This is a genomic window from Streptomyces sp. NBC_00691 (assembly GCF_036226665.1).
Taxonomy (GTDB): domain Bacteria; phylum Actinomycetota; class Actinomycetes; order Streptomycetales; family Streptomycetaceae; genus Streptomyces.
Genome location: NZ_CP109007.1, coordinates 1,090,781 through 1,105,207 on the forward strand (window position 1 = coordinate 1,090,781; position 14,427 = coordinate 1,105,207).

Genomic DNA, 14,427 nt, shown 5'->3' on the forward strand with positions numbered 1-14,427 from the left:
CGGACCGTCGGCGGGACGAGGATCCGCGCCGAATCCTGGCGGATCCCTGATCCGTGTCGCCCGTGCTCAGGCGGCCCGGCGGTTGCCCTGGTCGTCGCAGGGGAGTGCGGAGGCCGGGTGGTTGGCCGTGAAGTCCCGGGTCGCCTGGCGTTCGGCCTCGGTGATCGCGACCGGTTCGACGTCGATGATGCCTCCGAAGGGGCGGTCGACGTCCCGGATGATGCACAGCGCGGTCGTCAGCAACGCGGTGATGACGACGAGGGTGATCAGCTGGCCGCGGTTGTTCCTGCGGGGCAGGCAGACACCGAGGGCCACCACGGTGATGGTCAGGGTGGCGAGCAGGAACCAGAGGATGGCGCTGGGGATGCTGGCGGTGGCCTGGGTGAGGCGTTCCTCGCGTTCGTCGGAACGCCTGTTGTCGGCGGCGATGAGCATGCCGAAGGCGGGCTGTCCCTCCAGGGTCTTGAAGGTCTTGCGGAAGTCCGTCGACCAGACGCTCGGGGCCGGGGAACCGTTGCCGTCGGCCATGGCGGGCCATTCCTGGGTGCGGACGGCGCGGGCGTAGCAGACGGCGGCGGCCTGGATGCGGGCCCGCTGGGCCTCGGGCGCGTACTCGGCGGTCTCCACCAGCTGGTCGAGGGCCCGGGCCTCGCCGCGCGAGGCGACCTCGGCCTTGCCGTAGGAGCCGTTGGCCGTGACCAGGACGAAGGCGAGCAGCAGGACCGTCAGTGTCAGCAGGGGGCCCACGAGGTCCTTGACGGCCATGCCGGTGTCGTCGTCCTCGCTGAGCAGACGGGGCCGTAGCCAGCGGTTGGCGGCGAGACCCGCGAGCAGGGCGAGCGCGGCGACGATGATGACGACGGCCACAGGTGGCCACCTCCAAGGGTGGGGGGTCCCGCGCGGGTGGGGGGGCCCGCGCGGGTGGGGGGCCCGCGCGGGTGGGCGGGCCTCGTCATCATGACCACCGTGTGATGTGCCTGATCAGCGGAAACGTTCGCTCGCCCCCGTACGGGCGACGTGCTTGAGCCAGCGGGACCACCCCGCTCCGGCGGTGCCGCTCGCGCGTCCGCGTCAGCCGGGATCGTCCGCCGCGGCCCGATGCGGTGGCGTCGGACGGCCGGAACGGCGGAACGGAGACGGACGGGCCGCCGGGACTCGGCGCCCCCCAGGTACCGGGTCCGCGCGGACACCTGCCTCCACGCCGCCCGTCCGCACACCCGGCCGTCCCGTCCTGCCTCCGGAACTCAGGGCTTGAGCGCACCCAGCGGCGAGCACTCGCTCTCGTGGAACCTGGGGATCTGCCCGCAGATGACGACCGACGCCGGCGGGTCCCCCGCGCTCACCGCGAGCATCCGGGTGTACGTGTCGTTGTCCACCCTGATCGTGGCCTGCTCGGTCCGGCCGTGCCGGTCCTTGATGACCACCGAGTCGCCCACCGTGCCGTTCTCGATCCGGCCCCACACGGACGAGCACACCTCGCTGTAGCGGAGCTGGATCTTCAGCCCGCGCAGCCAGGTCTCCCGCACGGTGGTCGCGTCCCACTGGCAGTCCATGGCCTGCGGCTCGCGCCGCAGGCACTCGTCGGCCAGGCAGCCCGGCGCGGGCGGCTTGCCGGCGCCGCTCGCCGCGGCCGTCGCGATGGGCGTCGGTGACGGTGACGGAGCCGCGCCGCCCGCCGTACCGTTCGCGCCGCCCGCCGACCCCTGCAGCACCACGGTGCTGAGGCTGCCGAGCAGCGCGCCGGCCGCGACGAGCCCGGCGGTGCGGGCGGCGTTCCGGCCCCGGGCGAACGCGTGCCGGCCCCGGGCCCGTACGGACGCCGCCCGCTCGGGCCCGGGCGCGGGATCGCACACCGGCTCCGGCACCGGCCCACCGGCCTGGACAGGCGTGGACCTGGGCTCCTCCCCTTCGGCCGCGGCGGCGAGCAGCGGCAGCAGCTCCGCGGCGTCTCCGCCGACCGCCGCCGCGAACTCCTCGACCGCGACGGCGCTCGGCAACTGCTTGCCGTTGAGCATCCGTTCCCAGGAGGACCGGCTGTAGTGCGTCCGCTCGGCCAACCTCCCGTAACTCAGCCCGGCCTCGTCCTTCATCCGGCGCATCCGCGCCGAGAGCAGGACTCTGTCCCCCTCGCCGAACACGAGAACTCCCCCATCCCAGTGATCGAAAACCCATGCAGGACGGGGAGACTACCTCGTGGCCACGACGGTTCCGGAAGGGCTTCTGCGGCGTGGCGCGTACCCGTCAGTGCAGGAAGGTCACGTCCCAGTGGTTGCCCTCGTCGGCGTACACGTTGCCCGAAGGGGCGGTGTAGAGCGCGGCGCCGTCGCCGCCGGTCCCGAGTAGCTGAACGTGCCGGTGACATAGTTCGTCAGGCAGCTGGTGACGGTGAAGTCCAGCTTGTAGCCGTTCCAGGTGCTGGACGGTGGTCACCTGCACGCCGCTGCTGCCGGTCTTGACCAGGGGCCAGTCGGCGGCCAGCGCGGCCGGCGCGGTCAGCAGACCCGCGGTCAGCACGGCCACCAGGGCGGCGAACAGTGTGGCCGCCGGGCCGGTGATCCTCTTCATCGTGTGTTCCTTCAGGCTGTCGGTTCGGTCGTCGACGGAGACGGGCAGCGCGACGACGACGGCGAACAGCACCGTCCAGCCCGCGGCGGGGGGGTCAGGCCAGCAGCCGGGCGAAGGTGCGGGCGTCGACGAGGCCGTCGGACGTCAGTCCCGCGCCGCTCTGGAAGCCGGCGACCGCGGCCTCCGTGCCGGGCCCGAAGTCGCCGTCGACGGTGAGACCGGCTCCGCGCCTGGCGTTGAGCAGGAGCTGGGTGGCCTTCACGCCCTCGCCGGAGTCACCCCGGCGCACCGGCACCACCAGCTGGTGCCAGGTCTGGTTGCCCGCCCAGCCGTCGGAGGTGGCGGTGACCTGCGTCTGGAAGGCCCGTACCGCCTGCTCGGTGGCCGGCCCGAAGGAGCCGTCGACGCCGACCGTGGCGCCGCGCCGGACCAGCAGGTGCTGGAGCGCGCGGACCCGGTCGCCCGTGTCGCCGTTGTGCAGCAGCGGCCAGACCGGTGCGGTCGGGTCGCCGCCGGTCCGGGCTGCGACGTCCCGGCGCAGCTGCGGGAGCAGTGCGTAGAGCCGGTCGCCGGGGCACTCGGTGGCGTTGAAGTCCCGGTGCCCGTAGATCTGGTACGGGCGCAGCCGGTACTGGCCGCAGATCTGGGCGCACAGCTCGACCAGGGCCGCGTACTGCTCGCCGCGCGGGTCGACGGCGCTGTAGGTGCCCTCGTTCTCGATGCCGATGGCGAGGGTGTTCTGGCCGGTGCAGTGGGCGGACTCGACGGTCTGCGCGCCGCCGCGCAGTGCCGCCAGGCTGCCGTGCCGGCCCTCGACGAGGAAGCCGCCCCGGCTGACCGTGAAGTGCTGCCCGGTGTCGATCCAACGCCGGTCGTCCATGGCCCAGTTCTGCATGGAGCGGGCGAGCCGGAAGGCCTGGTCGCGCGAGAGGTCGGTGACGTTGGGAGTCGCCGTGTGATGCACGATGATCTTGTGCGGCGGGGCGGGGACAAGGGTGAGCGGGCTGCTGGGCTGACGCGCTCCCCAGGTGGCGCAGTCCGCGATGCCGGGCTCGGCCGCCGGCGCGGGGGTCGCGGCCGCCAGCGGCAGCGCGGCGGCGGCCCCGGCGGCGAGGGTCCCGGTGAGGAAGGCCCGGCGGCGCAGGTCATGTCCTAGTACCACGAGGTGCACTCCGATCCGAAGCCGGAGACGTAGCCGCAGGCGTGGGCCAGGATCCCCTTGTCGTCGATCATCGCGGTCCAGGCGCTCGCGCCGTTGCCGGGATGGAGGATGGCCTGGTTGAGGCCGGTGTTGCTCGACACCCACACCGTCATGCCGGTGGTGCCGCTGTAACGGGCCCAGGCGGAGCGGCAGGTGGGGCTGTAACGCAGCTCGACACCGAGGCTGTTGGTGGCGACCGTACGGGCGTCGTTCTGGCAGACGGTGGCGGCCGGGTCCTTGCCGGTGCAGTCGGGGCCGGAGCAGGAGGTGGCGGCGGAGGCCGGTCCCGCGGACAGGAACAGGCCGGACGCGGCGAGCGCGAGGGCGGAACCGCCGGTGGCGACCTTGCGGGCGAGCCGGGCGCGACGGGGTGAACTCGGTGCGGTGACCGATGGCATGACGGGTCCTCGGGGAGTGGGAGGTCGGCTCAGTACTGGCTGGTGCAGGAGAACTGGTCGGAGTTGTTCTTGTAGCCGCAGGCCCACGCCTTGAGGTCCTTGTCGTTGACCATCTTGGTCCAGGCGGAGACGCCGTTGCCCGCGTAGTGGGCGTAGAAGGCGACCCCCATGGTGTTCTGGATCTTGAGGTCGGTGGGCGCGGCACCGCTGCCGAGGCGGGCCCAGGCGGCGCGGCAGGAGGGGCTGTAGCGCAGCTCCACGTTGAGCCAGCCGTCCCACAGCACGGTCCTCGCGTCGTTCTGGCAGACGGTGGTGGCCGGGTCGAGGCCCTGGCAGCTCTGCGCGTAGCAGGAGGTGGCAGCGGAGGCCGGTCCCGCGGACAGGGCGAGACCGGAGGCGGTGAGGGCGAAGGCGGTGGTGGCGGTGGCGAGACGGCGGGCGAACGGCTTCAAGGGTTGGTCTCCAGGGGGTGCGGGGCGACGGTCGGAGGGGTGGCCACAGGCCTAGTAGGCGCCCGAGCAGCCCCAGCCGTCGGACTCGCGGCCACAGGCACGCGCCTGCAGACCGGCGTCGTTGACCATCCGGGTCCAGACACCGGCACCGTTGCCGCTGTAGTACGTGCGGTACCTCTCGGTGCCCGTCGAGCCGTTCCACCGTTCGACCGTGACGTTCATGGAGAAGGCCGCGCCACGGCTGTAACGCGCCCACGCGGCACGGCAGGTGGGGCTGTAGCGCAGCTCCACCCCGGGGTAGTCGGTGGTCGCCACGGTCTTCGCGTCGTTCTGGCAGACGGTGGTGGACGGGTCGAGGCCCTCACAGCTCGACGCGTAGCACGAGGTCGCCGCAGAGGCGGGCGTCGTCGACAGCACCAGGCCGGACACGGCCAGCGCGAATGTGGACCCGAGCGTCGCGGCCTTGCGGACGTACGCCTTCATGGTTCCCCCTGGGGTGTGGTGTACGGGAAGGCGGCACGAGAGGGATGCTCACGGGCTCTGGGCCCGGCTCGCTGCCGCCGCCGAGAACACTCGCAGACCACAGGGCACTTCCCGGCCGTCTCCCCGTCCCGGGACGGCCGTCGGGCGATGTCCCGGGAACTCGCACTCCGGCCCACCGCGTCTCCCACCCCCCCGTGCCCGTACGGACGCGGCCCGCTCGGGCCCGGGCGCGGGATCGCACACCGGCTCCGGGCCCGGCTCGCTGCCGCCGCCGAGAACACTCGCGCCGTCCCGCGCGTCCCGGCAGGTCCGGGGGGCGGGGAGGGGTCGGTAGGAGGCGGGGCCGGAGGGGGCCAAAGGGCCGGCGGGTCCGGCAAACCGGCGGGAGGACCACGCCGGCCGGCCGGAACAGGACCGCGAACGAAGGCGATGTCCGACGTCTTCCTGACGCCTGTGGCGCACCCACGTCCCTGACGTGCCAGTCTTGATCACCGCGCGTCAGGAATTCGTCGGAGACGCGTCAGCGAGGGGGCGGGACAGTGACGGAGCGAGTACCGGGCGAGGAGTACCTGGAGGGCTACGCCGAGATCCTGACGAGTGTGTGCGGGACCCGGCGCAGGCTGACGCGGGAGGAACGCGAGATGCTCCGCTCCCGCGGGGAGCGGGCCGCGGCGGCCGGCATCGGGCTGCGGTCGCTCGTGCGCGCCCAGCACTCCGCAGCGCAGCGGGTGCTCTCGGGGCTGCCGGGGTCGGTCGCCGGTCATCTCCTCGGCGCCGTGGAGCAGGCGGTCGACGCCTTCGCCGAGGGGCATGAGCGGGCGCAGCGCCTGGCGGTACGTCAAGAGGAGGCGGCACGGCGCGAGTTCATCGACGACCTGCTGTACGGCCGGAGCGATCTCGGTCGTCTCGCCGAGCGGGCCGAACGCTTCGGGCTGCTCCTCGCCCACGCCCACGCCGTGGCCGTCGCCCAGGGACGGGAGCCGTACGGCGACGGGTACGAGGTCTCCCGTGCCGTGGAGGCCTCGCTCGTGGCACGGTTCGGCGACCGCCGCATCCTGCTCACCACCAAGGACGGCCGGCTGATCTGTGTCGCGCCGGCCGACGAACCCGAGGTGCTCACCCACTTCGCCAAGCAGGCGTACGCGGCGACCGACGGAGGCCAGGTCGCCGTCGGCCGGCCGCACCCCGGTGCGGGGGGCGTGGTCCACTCGTACGAGGAGGCCCTCAACGCCCTCGACCTCGCAGCCCGCATGGACCTGAACGAACCGGTCCTGCACGCCGCCGATCTCCTCGTCTACCCCGTCCTGACCCGCGACCGACAGGCCATGGCCGACCTCGTGGACACCGTCCTCGGCCCGCTCCAGCAGGCCCGCGGCGGCGCGCAGCCGTTCCTGGACACCCTCACCGCGTATTTCGACACCGGCTGCGTGACCGCGCAGGCGGCCCGCCGCCTCAGTCTCAGCGTGCGGGCCATGACGTACCGCCTCGACCGCATCCACCGCCTCACCGGCGCGGACCCCGGCGATCCCGTCCAGCGCTACACCCTGCAGACCGCCGTCATCGGCGCCCGTCTCCTGGGCTGGCCCGAACAGCCGCTGTGACGTCAGGCACCGCCCTCCGGCCCCTCGCGCCCGGCTCCGTTCCTGAGGGCGTGTCCGGCACGTACCGCACGGACCGCCGTCGGCGTGAGGCGCTCGCACGCGGCATCAAGAACGCGTAAAGACTGCCGGAACACGGCAATGAACACACGCACCGTTCCGTGGAACCATGCCGGAACAACGGCGGTGGCGGGGCACGGGGGCAGGTGGCGTACATGGGCTGGTTTCTTGGTCTCGGCATCGCGGGTCTCGTGCTGCTCGTCCTGTCCCTGGTGTTCGACGGGGTGCTGGAGGGGGTCCTCGACTCGATCGGCGGAGGGCTGGACGGGCTTCTGTCGCTCCCGGTGGTCGCCGGTTTCGTGTCCGCGCTCGGGTTCGCGGGCGCGATCACCCTGGGTGCCACCGGCGCGGGGGGCGTGGTCGCCACCGGTGCGGGTGTGGTGGTCGGGGGTGTCGTCGGGTGGGGGACGTGGCGGTTCGGCCGTGCGCTCCTGCGCGACGGCGGCGCGCCCGCGCCGCGTGGTGAGGATCTGACCGGTACGAGCGGTTCGGTGGTGACCGCGATCCCTGCGAGCGGCTACGGCGAGGTGCTGCTGCATCTCGCGGGTCAGCCGGTGAAGTACGCGGCGAAGGCCGCGGCTCCCGTCACGCGGGGCACCGAGGTGTGGGTGGAGTCCGTGCTCTCACCGACGTCCGTCTCCGTCCGTCCGGTCGAACGCTGACCGGGCGTCACCTTCTCTCCTTCCTTCCTCTCATTCTGTTCCGATCGAAAGGGGTTTCTCCATGAGCCCTGTTCTGACCGCTGTCGTGGGAATAGTCGTCCTCGTCGTCCTGCTCGGCCTCGTCGTCGTCACGCGCTACAAGGTGGCCGGCCCCAGCGAGGCCTTCATCATCACCGGCCGGCGCGGCAAGCAGGCCACCGACCCGGCCACGGGGCGGGTGTTCACGGACAACAGCGGCCAGAAGGTCGTGGTCGGCGGCGGCGTGTTCGTCGTCCCCTTCGTCCAGCAGAAGTTCACCCTCGACCTGTCCAGCCGCCACATCCCCGTCGCGGTCCGCGGCGCGGTCACCCTGCGCGGAGTGAAGGCCCACCTCGAAGGCGTCGCCATCGTCAAGGTCGGCGGCACCGAGGACTCCATCCGCGCCGCGGCACAACGCTTCCTCATGCAGCAGAACGGCATCGTCGGCTTCACCCAGGAAGTACTCTCCGGCGCCCTGCGCTCCATCGTGGGCCGGATGTCGGTCGAGGACATCATCCGCGACCGGGCCGCGTTCGCCGGGCAGGTGGCCGAGGAAGCCGAAGCCAGCCTCTCCGGCCAGGGCCTGGTCCTGGACGCCTTCCAGATCCAGGACATCACCACCGAAGGCTCCTACCTCGAAGACCTCGGCCGCCCCGAAGCCGCCCGCGCCAAGCAGGAGGCCGACATCGCCGAAGCCGTCGCCCGCCGCGCCGCCGAACAGGCACGCCTCAAAGCCGAGGAAGAGATCGCCATCGCCCAGCGCACCCTCTACCTCAAGCAGGCCGAGATCAAGGCCCAGACCGACGAGGCCGCCGCCCAGGCCAACGCCGCCGGCCCCCTCGCCGAAGCCGCCCGCCAACAGGACATCCTCACCGAACAGGAGAAGGTCGCCGCACGCCAGGCCGAACTCACCGACCGCCAGCTCGACACCCAGGTCCGCAAGCCCGCCGACGCCGCCCGCTACCAGGCCGAACAGGAAGCCGAAGCCCGTCGCATCGCCCTCGTGAAGGAAGCCGAGGCCGACGCCCAGCGCGCCAGGCTCACCGGCGAGGGCGAGAAGGCCCACCGCGCCGCCCTCGCCGACGCCGTACGCATCGAGGGCGAAGCCCACGCCGCCGCCATCACCGCGAAGGGCACCGCCGAAGCCGACGCCATGCGCAAGAAGGCCGACGCCTACGCCCAGTACGGCGACGCCGCCGTCCTCCAGATGCTCGTCGAAGTCCTGCCCCAGATCGTGGCCAAGGCATCCGAACCGCTCTCCGCCGTCGACAAGATGACCGTCATCTCCACCGACGGAGCAAGCCGGCTCACCCGCACCGTCACCGACAACGTCGCCCAAGGCATGGAACTCCTCACCTCCACCACCGGAATCGACCTCGCGCAGCTCCTCCAGGACATCACCCGGAAGACGGAGCCCGCACCGGCCGCGACGAGCGCACCGGTCGAGATCACCGGCTGAGAGTCGGGAACGGATCCCGCACGGCGGGGCGCGGGAGTCCGGAACAGCCTGGATGCGAGGTCGGCATCGGGGTGGGGCCGCGGACTCCCGTCGCGCCGCCGGCGGGCCCGTTCCCGGTCCACGACGGCCGGCGGTACGGCGCCCTCGCCGGGCGCCGGCGGTGCGGGAGCGGCCCAGCGCCTCACGGCGGTCGTCGGATCCGTGCGTACACCACGACAGAGGGGGAGTCATGGCCGCACTGCCACAGCAACGGACGACGGCCCGCGCCGCCGGGCACATGGTCGTCTGCGGCGACGACGGCCTCGCCCGCCGGCTGGCCGGCGAGCTGCGCGACGTCTACCGCCAGCGGATCGTCCTGGTCACGGCGGACGACGGGTCCGGGGCACGGGCCTCAGCGCCGGGCACGGAGCCGACGGCCGAGGACACGACGAGCGCGGGCACGGTCCTGCCCGTACGGGTGATGACGGCACAGGCTCCGACGCGGGAGACACTCCTGCGAGCCGGGGTCGACCGGGCGACTGCCCTGGCACTGCTGTACGAGGACGACGAGACGAACCTGCGGGCCGCGCTCGCCGCCCGCAGGCTCAGTCCCGGACTGCGGCTGGTGGTCCGCATGTACAACCGCAAGCTCGGCCAGCACCTGGAGGAGATCCTCGACCAGGCCGCGCTGGTCCACTTCCCCGGCATGGACCGGGCCGCCCTCGACGCCTCCACGACCGTCCTTTCCGACGCGGACACCGCCGCCCCCGCCCTCGCCGCCACCGCCGTCGCCGGGACGAACAAGGTCGTCCAGGCCGACGGCGTCCTCCTGCGGGCCGCCGAACGCACCCCGCCCGGACGCGGCGAGTCACCGGACCCAGGACTGTGCACCCTGGCGCTGCTCTCCTCCACCACCGCCGACCCGGCGGGCGCCGAGGGGTCGGAGGGCAGCAGCCCGCGGGGCCCCGTCCTCCTGCCGGACGACCGGACCGTGGCGGGCAGCACCGGGCGGGGCAGCGTCGTCCTGGAGACCGTCCGCCACGCCGGCCCCACCCTGCCCGCGCGACGGCTGGCCCGGCGCGGAGCACGGCTTCGCGATCTGTTCTCCCCCCGCCTGCGGTGGGCGCTGGCGGGGATCGTCACCGCCGTCCTCGCCCTGACCGTCACCACGACCGTCCTCACCGACGCCGATCCCGTCCACGCCGCCTACATCACGCTCCTCGACCTCTTCTCCATCAACGACCCCGCGGTCGACGCCCCGACGACGAACCAGGTCCTGCAGCTGCTGTCCGGTCTCGTCGGCCTCGCCCTGCTTCCGCTCCTCGTCGCCGGAGCCCTGGAGGCGCTGGGCACCTTCCGCGACTCCGGCGGCCCGCGCCGCCCGCCCCGGGGGCTGTCCGGCCATGTCGTCCTCCTGGGCCTCGGCAAGGTCGGCACACGGGTCCTCGCCCGGCTGCGGGAGCTCGACATCCCCGTCGTCTGCGTCGAGGAGGACCCCGACGCCCGCGGCGTCGCCCTCGCCCGGCGCCTCCATGTGCCGGTCGTCCTGGGGGACGTCACCGAGGACGGCGTCCTGGAGGCGGCACAGGTCCACCGGGCGCACGCGCTGCTCGCACTCACCAGCTCCGACACCACCAACCTGGAGGCCACGCTCTCCGCCCGTGGCGTCCGGGCCGATCTGCGGGTGGCCCTGCGCCTGTACGACGACGATTTCGCCGCCGCCGTCCACCGGACCCTGCGCACGGCCCACCCCCGAGCGCTCACCCGCAGCCGCAGCGTCTCCCACCTCTCCGCCCCGGCCTTCGCGGGCGCCATGATGGGCCGCCAGGTCCTCGGCGCCATCCCCGTCGAGCGGAAGGTCCTGTTGTTCGCCGCCCTCCTGGTCGCCGGTCACCCCCCGTTCGAGGGCCGTACCGTCGCCGAGGCGTTCCGTCCGGGCGCGTGGCGCGTCCTCGCCCTCGACACGGCCGCCCCCGCCGTACGCCGCCCCGACCTCGCCGCCGCACCTCACGACGGCGAACAGCCTCAGCTCCTCTGGGATCTCCACCCCGGCTACGTCCTGAGGCCGGAGGACCGCGTCGTCATCGCCGCCACGCGCCGCGGCCTCGCCGAACTGCAGGGGCGGCTTCCCGGCGCCCGAGACCCTGACGCGGCACCCCTCCGGCAGCGGACGGTCACGGGAGGGTGACCCGGCCGCGGGACCCTTCGCGCAGAACGCGGCGCGGCCGCGATCAGCGGGTTCCCGTCGTCAGTCCTGCCCCGGAGGAAGCAGTTCGCGTCGGAGGGCGGACAGCGCGAACGCGTGTGCCGAGGTGTGCTGCCACCGGGACCGTCCGAACATCACGTCCTCGGAGAGCCCGCTCAGCATGGCCACGGCCCGGATGACGAACTCGGGGAGGTCCACGTCTGCGAAGTGTCCCAGGTCCCGGCCCTCGCGGACGATGGCGTCCAGGCGCTCGTCCCAGCCGTCCAGCAGTTCCGTGAGGATCTGCCGGCCCGCTTCGTCGTGGCGCTGGGCCAGGACCTGCGTCCACAGCGCGTAGCGTTCGTCGCCCTGGTGGCGCGGCAGGTAGAAGCGGACGAACAGGTCCAGCCTCTCGGCAGGGGACGCGGCCCGGTCGGCGGCCTCCTGGAACCGGGCCCAGAGGTCCGCCTGGCTCCATGCGAGGACTTCGAGCAGGAGCCGGTCCTTCTTGCCGAAGTGGTAGAGGATGTGCCCGGTGCTCATGCCGGCCCGCGCGGCGATGTCCGACATCCGCAGGGCGGTCGTGCCCTTCTCGGCGATGACGCTGATGGCGGCGCGCATGGCCCGCTCCCGGGCATCGTCCCCGCTGGGCTGACGCTTCCTGTCGCTCGGGGCCCCGGACGAGGGCCGCGAGGCGGCGCCGGTCCCGGCGCCCGCCGACCCGCTCGCGCCTTTCGGCGGGAGGAGGGGGTCGGGCAGCGCGCGCCCGGTCTCTGACGTGGACATGAGCTCACTTTCGGTTCCGGAGATCCAGCTCTCGAAGTCTAGGTTCCGAAAATCTAGATTCTTAGTCTAGACTGAAAATCTAGTTAAGGCGAGGGGGAGTGCGCCGACCGGCTGCGCACAGTCGCCCCGACCGCCGCCAGGCGGCCCGCCCGCCCTGCTCACCACCCAGTCAGGAGACACCCACATGACGCGCGGATTCGATGTCGTGGAGACCTGTATCGCCGACCTGCGCGCGGCACTGGAGAAGGGCGAGACGACCGCGGTCGGGCTGCTCGACGCCTATCTCGCGCGGATCGACGCGTACGACCGACCCGGTACGGCCACGGCGCTGAACGCGATGGTCGTGATGAACCCGCACGCGCGGGCGGAAGCGGAGGCATCCGACGCCCGCCGCGCCCGCGGCGAGACGCTGGGCCCGCTGGACGGCATCCCGTACACCGCCAAGGACAGCTACCTCGCCGAAGGGCTCACCGCCGCGTCCGGCTCTCCGGCCTTCGAGCACCTCGTGGCCCAGCGCGACGCCTTCGCCATCGAGCGGCTGCGCGCGGGCGGCGCGGTCCTCATCGGCCTGACCAACATGCCGCCGATGGCGAACGGCGGCATGCAGCGCGGTGTGTACGGCCGCGCGGAGAGCCCGTACAGCGCCGACTGGCTCACCAGCGCCTACGGCTCCGGCTCCTCCAACGGCTCCGGCACCGCGACGGCGGCCTCGTTCGGCGCGTTCGGCCTCGGCGAGGAGACCTGGTCCTCGGGCCGCGCCCCCGCCTCGAACAACGCGCTGTGCGCCTACACCCCCAGCCGCGGCGTGATCTCGGTCCGCGGCAACTGGCCACTGGTGCCCACCATGGACGTCGTCGTCCCGCACACCCGCACCATGGCCGATCTGCTCGAACTGCTCGACGTCGTCGTCGCCGACGACCCGCAGACGCGCGGCGACCTGTGGCGCGCCCAGCCGTGGGTGGAGCTGCCCTCGGCTTCGCAGGTGCGCCCCGCCTCCTACCCGGCCCTCGCACCCGCCGACGCGGAGGCCGCGTCCGACGCCCTCGCCGGCAAGCGCGTCGGCGTGCCCCGGATGTACATCAACGCCGACCCCGACGCCGGGACCAACCCCGAAGGGGGCATAGGAGGTCAGACCGGGCAGCGCATCGACACGCGCCCGTCGGTGATCGCCCTGTGGGAAGCCGCCCGCCGTGACCTGGAGGCCGCCGGCGCCGAGGTCGTCGAGGTCGACTTCCCCGTCGTGTCCCACTACGAGTCCGACCGACCCGGAACGCCCTCCCTGCTCACCCGCGGACTGGTCGGCCGCGAGTACCTCACCTTCGAGATCGAGGACCTGTCCGCCTGGGCCTGGGACGACTTCCTGCGCGCCAACGGCGACCCGGCGCTCTCCACCCTGGCCGACGTCGACGGCAGCCGCATCTGGCCCAAGCGGGAGGGCGAGCTGCCCGACCGGTACGACGGCTTCGACGACACGATCGGCGACTACCCCCGCTTCGTGCGCGAGCGACCGTACGCCTCCCTCGCCGACATGCCGCACCTCGAACAGGGGCTGCGCGGTCTTGAGGAGACGCGTCGGGTGGACCTGGAGCTGTGGATGGACGGCCTCGGCCTGGACGCGGTGGTCTTCCCCGCGGTCGCCGATGTGGGCCCCGCGGACATGGATGTCGACACGGCGTCCGCCGACCTCGGCTGGCGCAACGGCGTCTGGGTCGCCAACGGCAACCTGGTCCCGCGCCACCTCGGCATCCCGACCGTGACCGTCCCCATGGGCGCGATGACCGACACCGGCATGCCCGTCGGGCTGACCTTCGCGGGCCGCGCCTACGACGACAACGCCCTGCTCACCCTCGCCGCCGCCTTCGAGAAGACCGGCGACCGGCGCACGGTCCCGCCGCGCACGCCGCGCCTGACGGCGGAGTGACCTGACGAGGGCCCCGCGGGGGTTGTGTGTGGGGCAGGCGCTCGTCGTGCGCCCCGGCGAACGCGTCGCCACCGATGGCGTGGTGCTCGACGGCGGCTCAGCGGTGGACCTGTCCCTGGCCACCGGGGAGAGCGAACCCGACCACCGTCGTCCTCGCGCCGGCCGTCGGCACGCCCGGGTTCCGGCTCGGGGCCGACGGGAGCCCCCAGGCGGCCGTGACGGCCTGTGTCACGGTGCCGGTCGTCGCCTGCCCGTGTGCCCCGGGGCTGGCGACGCCGACGGCGCTCCTGGCCGCGACCGGCCGGGGCGTCCGTCTCGGCGTCCTGGCCGGCCCGAAGGCGCCGGAGGGGTTGCGGCACATCGACACCGTCGTGCTCGACCGGCACGCTGACCGCGGGCCGGACGATGGTCACGCGCGCCACCACGGTCACGGACGCCGGCGGTTCCGGCGAGGAGGCCGTCCTGCGGCTCGCCGGGGCCGGTCGAGCAGGGGTCGGAGCACCCGCTCGGCCGGGCGGTCCCGGCCCACGCGCGGCGGACGGCCGGCGGATCGCGCCCGCGCGGACCGGAGCCGGGCACCTTCCGGCGGCGGGCATCTTCCGGCCGCGCGGGATCGAGGCCCTGTCGCTCTCACGGTTCGTCCAGGGCCTCGGCATGCCC

Annotated in this window: 13 protein-coding genes and 1 pseudogene; 6 read left to right on the forward strand and 8 right to left on the reverse strand. The window is 73.3% G+C overall.

Annotated features, from left to right (window positions below; genetic code table 11):
- Positions 1–66 precede the first annotated feature (66 nt).
- The 7 genes from OG392_RS04725 to OG392_RS04755 all read right to left on the reverse strand — a co-directional run bounded on the left by OG392_RS04725 (position 67) and on the right by OG392_RS04755 (position 5,099).
- A complete protein-coding gene (locus OG392_RS04725) occupies positions 67–867 on the reverse strand; it encodes a bestrophin-like domain (RefSeq protein WP_329275927.1) in 801 nt (266 codons plus the stop codon).
- A 377-nt stretch (positions 868–1,244) separates the two neighbouring features.
- A complete protein-coding gene (locus OG392_RS04730) occupies positions 1,245–2,138 on the reverse strand; it encodes a helix-turn-helix domain-containing protein (RefSeq protein ID WP_329275929.1) in 894 nt (297 codons plus the stop codon).
- A gap of 103 nt (positions 2,139–2,241) precedes the next feature.
- Positions 2,242–2,637 carry a hypothetical protein gene (locus OG392_RS04735; RefSeq protein ID WP_329287690.1) on the reverse strand — a complete coding sequence of 132 codons (396 nt, stop codon included), beginning with the start codon at positions 2,635–2,637 and terminating at the stop codon, positions 2,242–2,244.
- Positions 2,638–2,659: 22 nt separating this feature from the next.
- The gene (locus OG392_RS04740; protein WP_329275932.1) at positions 2,660–3,727 is read right to left on the reverse strand and encodes a peptidoglycan recognition protein family protein; all 1,068 of its coding nucleotides are present in this window, start codon (positions 3,725–3,727) and stop codon (positions 2,660–2,662) included.
- The gene (locus OG392_RS04745; RefSeq protein ID WP_329275936.1) at positions 3,718–4,164 is read right to left on the reverse strand and encodes a DUF2690 domain-containing protein; all 447 of its coding nucleotides are present in this window, start codon (positions 4,162–4,164) and stop codon (positions 3,718–3,720) included. The genes OG392_RS04740 and OG392_RS04745 overlap by 10 nt, the downstream gene beginning before the upstream one ends.
- 29 nt (positions 4,165–4,193) lie before the next feature.
- Positions 4,194–4,616: a DUF2690 domain-containing protein gene (locus tag OG392_RS04750; RefSeq protein WP_329275938.1), complete on the reverse strand. Its 423-nt coding sequence runs from the start codon at positions 4,614–4,616 to the stop codon at positions 4,194–4,196.
- A gap of 51 nt (positions 4,617–4,667) precedes the next feature.
- Positions 4,668–5,099 (reverse strand): DUF2690 domain-containing protein, encoded by a 432-nt coding sequence (locus OG392_RS04755; RefSeq protein WP_329275940.1) that lies wholly within the window; start codon positions 5,097–5,099, stop codon positions 4,668–4,670.
- Between the two features lie 539 nt (positions 5,100–5,638).
- On the opposite strand from OG392_RS04755, the gene OG392_RS04760 reads away from it, so the two are divergent.
- The 4 genes from OG392_RS04760 (at position 5,639) to OG392_RS04775 (ending at position 11,063) form a co-directional block, all read left to right on the forward strand.
- On the forward strand, positions 5,639–6,700 hold the full coding sequence (locus OG392_RS04760) for a PucR family transcriptional regulator (protein WP_329275942.1): 1,062 nt from the start codon (positions 5,639–5,641) through the stop codon (positions 6,698–6,700).
- A gap of 212 nt (positions 6,701–6,912) precedes the next feature.
- Positions 6,913–7,419, forward strand: a complete 507-nt coding sequence (locus tag OG392_RS04765) for a hypothetical protein (RefSeq protein WP_329275944.1) — start codon at positions 6,913–6,915, stop codon at positions 7,417–7,419.
- A 61-nt stretch (positions 7,420–7,480) separates the two neighbouring features.
- A complete protein-coding gene (locus OG392_RS04770) occupies positions 7,481–8,896 on the forward strand; it encodes a flotillin family protein (protein ID WP_329275947.1) in 1,416 nt (471 codons plus the stop codon).
- Positions 8,897–9,125: 229 nt separating this feature from the next.
- Complete coding sequence (locus OG392_RS04775; protein ID WP_443054675.1) at positions 9,126–11,063, forward strand: NAD-binding protein; 1,938 nt, start codon at positions 9,126–9,128, stop codon at positions 11,061–11,063.
- A gap of 60 nt (positions 11,064–11,123) precedes the next feature.
- On the opposite strand, the gene OG392_RS04780 is transcribed toward OG392_RS04775, so the two are convergent.
- Complete coding sequence (locus OG392_RS04780) at positions 11,124–11,846, reverse strand: TetR/AcrR family transcriptional regulator (protein ID WP_329275949.1); 723 nt, start codon at positions 11,844–11,846, stop codon at positions 11,124–11,126.
- 184 nt (positions 11,847–12,030) lie between these two features.
- On the opposite strand from OG392_RS04780, the gene OG392_RS04785 reads away from it, so the two are divergent.
- Both OG392_RS04785 and OG392_RS04790 read left to right on the forward strand, forming a co-directional pair.
- Complete coding sequence (locus OG392_RS04785; protein ID WP_329275953.1) at positions 12,031–13,767, forward strand: amidase; 1,737 nt, start codon at positions 12,031–12,033, stop codon at positions 13,765–13,767.
- 22 nt (positions 13,768–13,789) lie between these two features.
- Positions 13,790–14,309, forward strand: a pseudogene (locus tag OG392_RS04790) (P-type ATPase); the annotation flags it as partial.
- Positions 14,310–14,427: the final 118 nt, after the last annotated feature.

What these genes read in the sequence shown, in the direction of transcription:
- OG392_RS04755 (WP_329275940.1), bottom strand. Translation starts at nt 5,099, where the DNA reads ATGAAGGCGTACGTCCGCAAGGCCGCGACGCTCGGGTCCACATTCGCG.
- OG392_RS04785 (WP_329275953.1), top strand. Translation starts at nt 12,031, where the DNA reads ATGACGCGCGGATTCGATGTCGTGGAGACCTGTATCGCCGACCTGCGC.
- OG392_RS04765 (WP_329275944.1), top strand. Translation starts at nt 6,913, where the DNA reads ATGGGCTGGTTTCTTGGTCTCGGCATCGCGGGTCTCGTGCTGCTCGTC.
- OG392_RS04770 (WP_329275947.1), top strand. Translation starts at nt 7,481, where the DNA reads ATGAGCCCTGTTCTGACCGCTGTCGTGGGAATAGTCGTCCTCGTCGTC.
- OG392_RS04780 (WP_329275949.1), bottom strand. Translation starts at nt 11,846, where the DNA reads ATGTCCACGTCAGAGACCGGGCGCGCGCTGCCCGACCCCCTCCTCCCG.
- OG392_RS04775 (WP_443054675.1), top strand. Translation starts at nt 9,126, where the DNA reads ATGGCCGCACTGCCACAGCAACGGACGACGGCCCGCGCCGCCGGGCAC.
- OG392_RS04745 (WP_329275936.1), bottom strand. Translation starts at nt 4,164, where the DNA reads ATGCCATCGGTCACCGCACCGAGTTCACCCCGTCGCGCCCGGCTCGCC.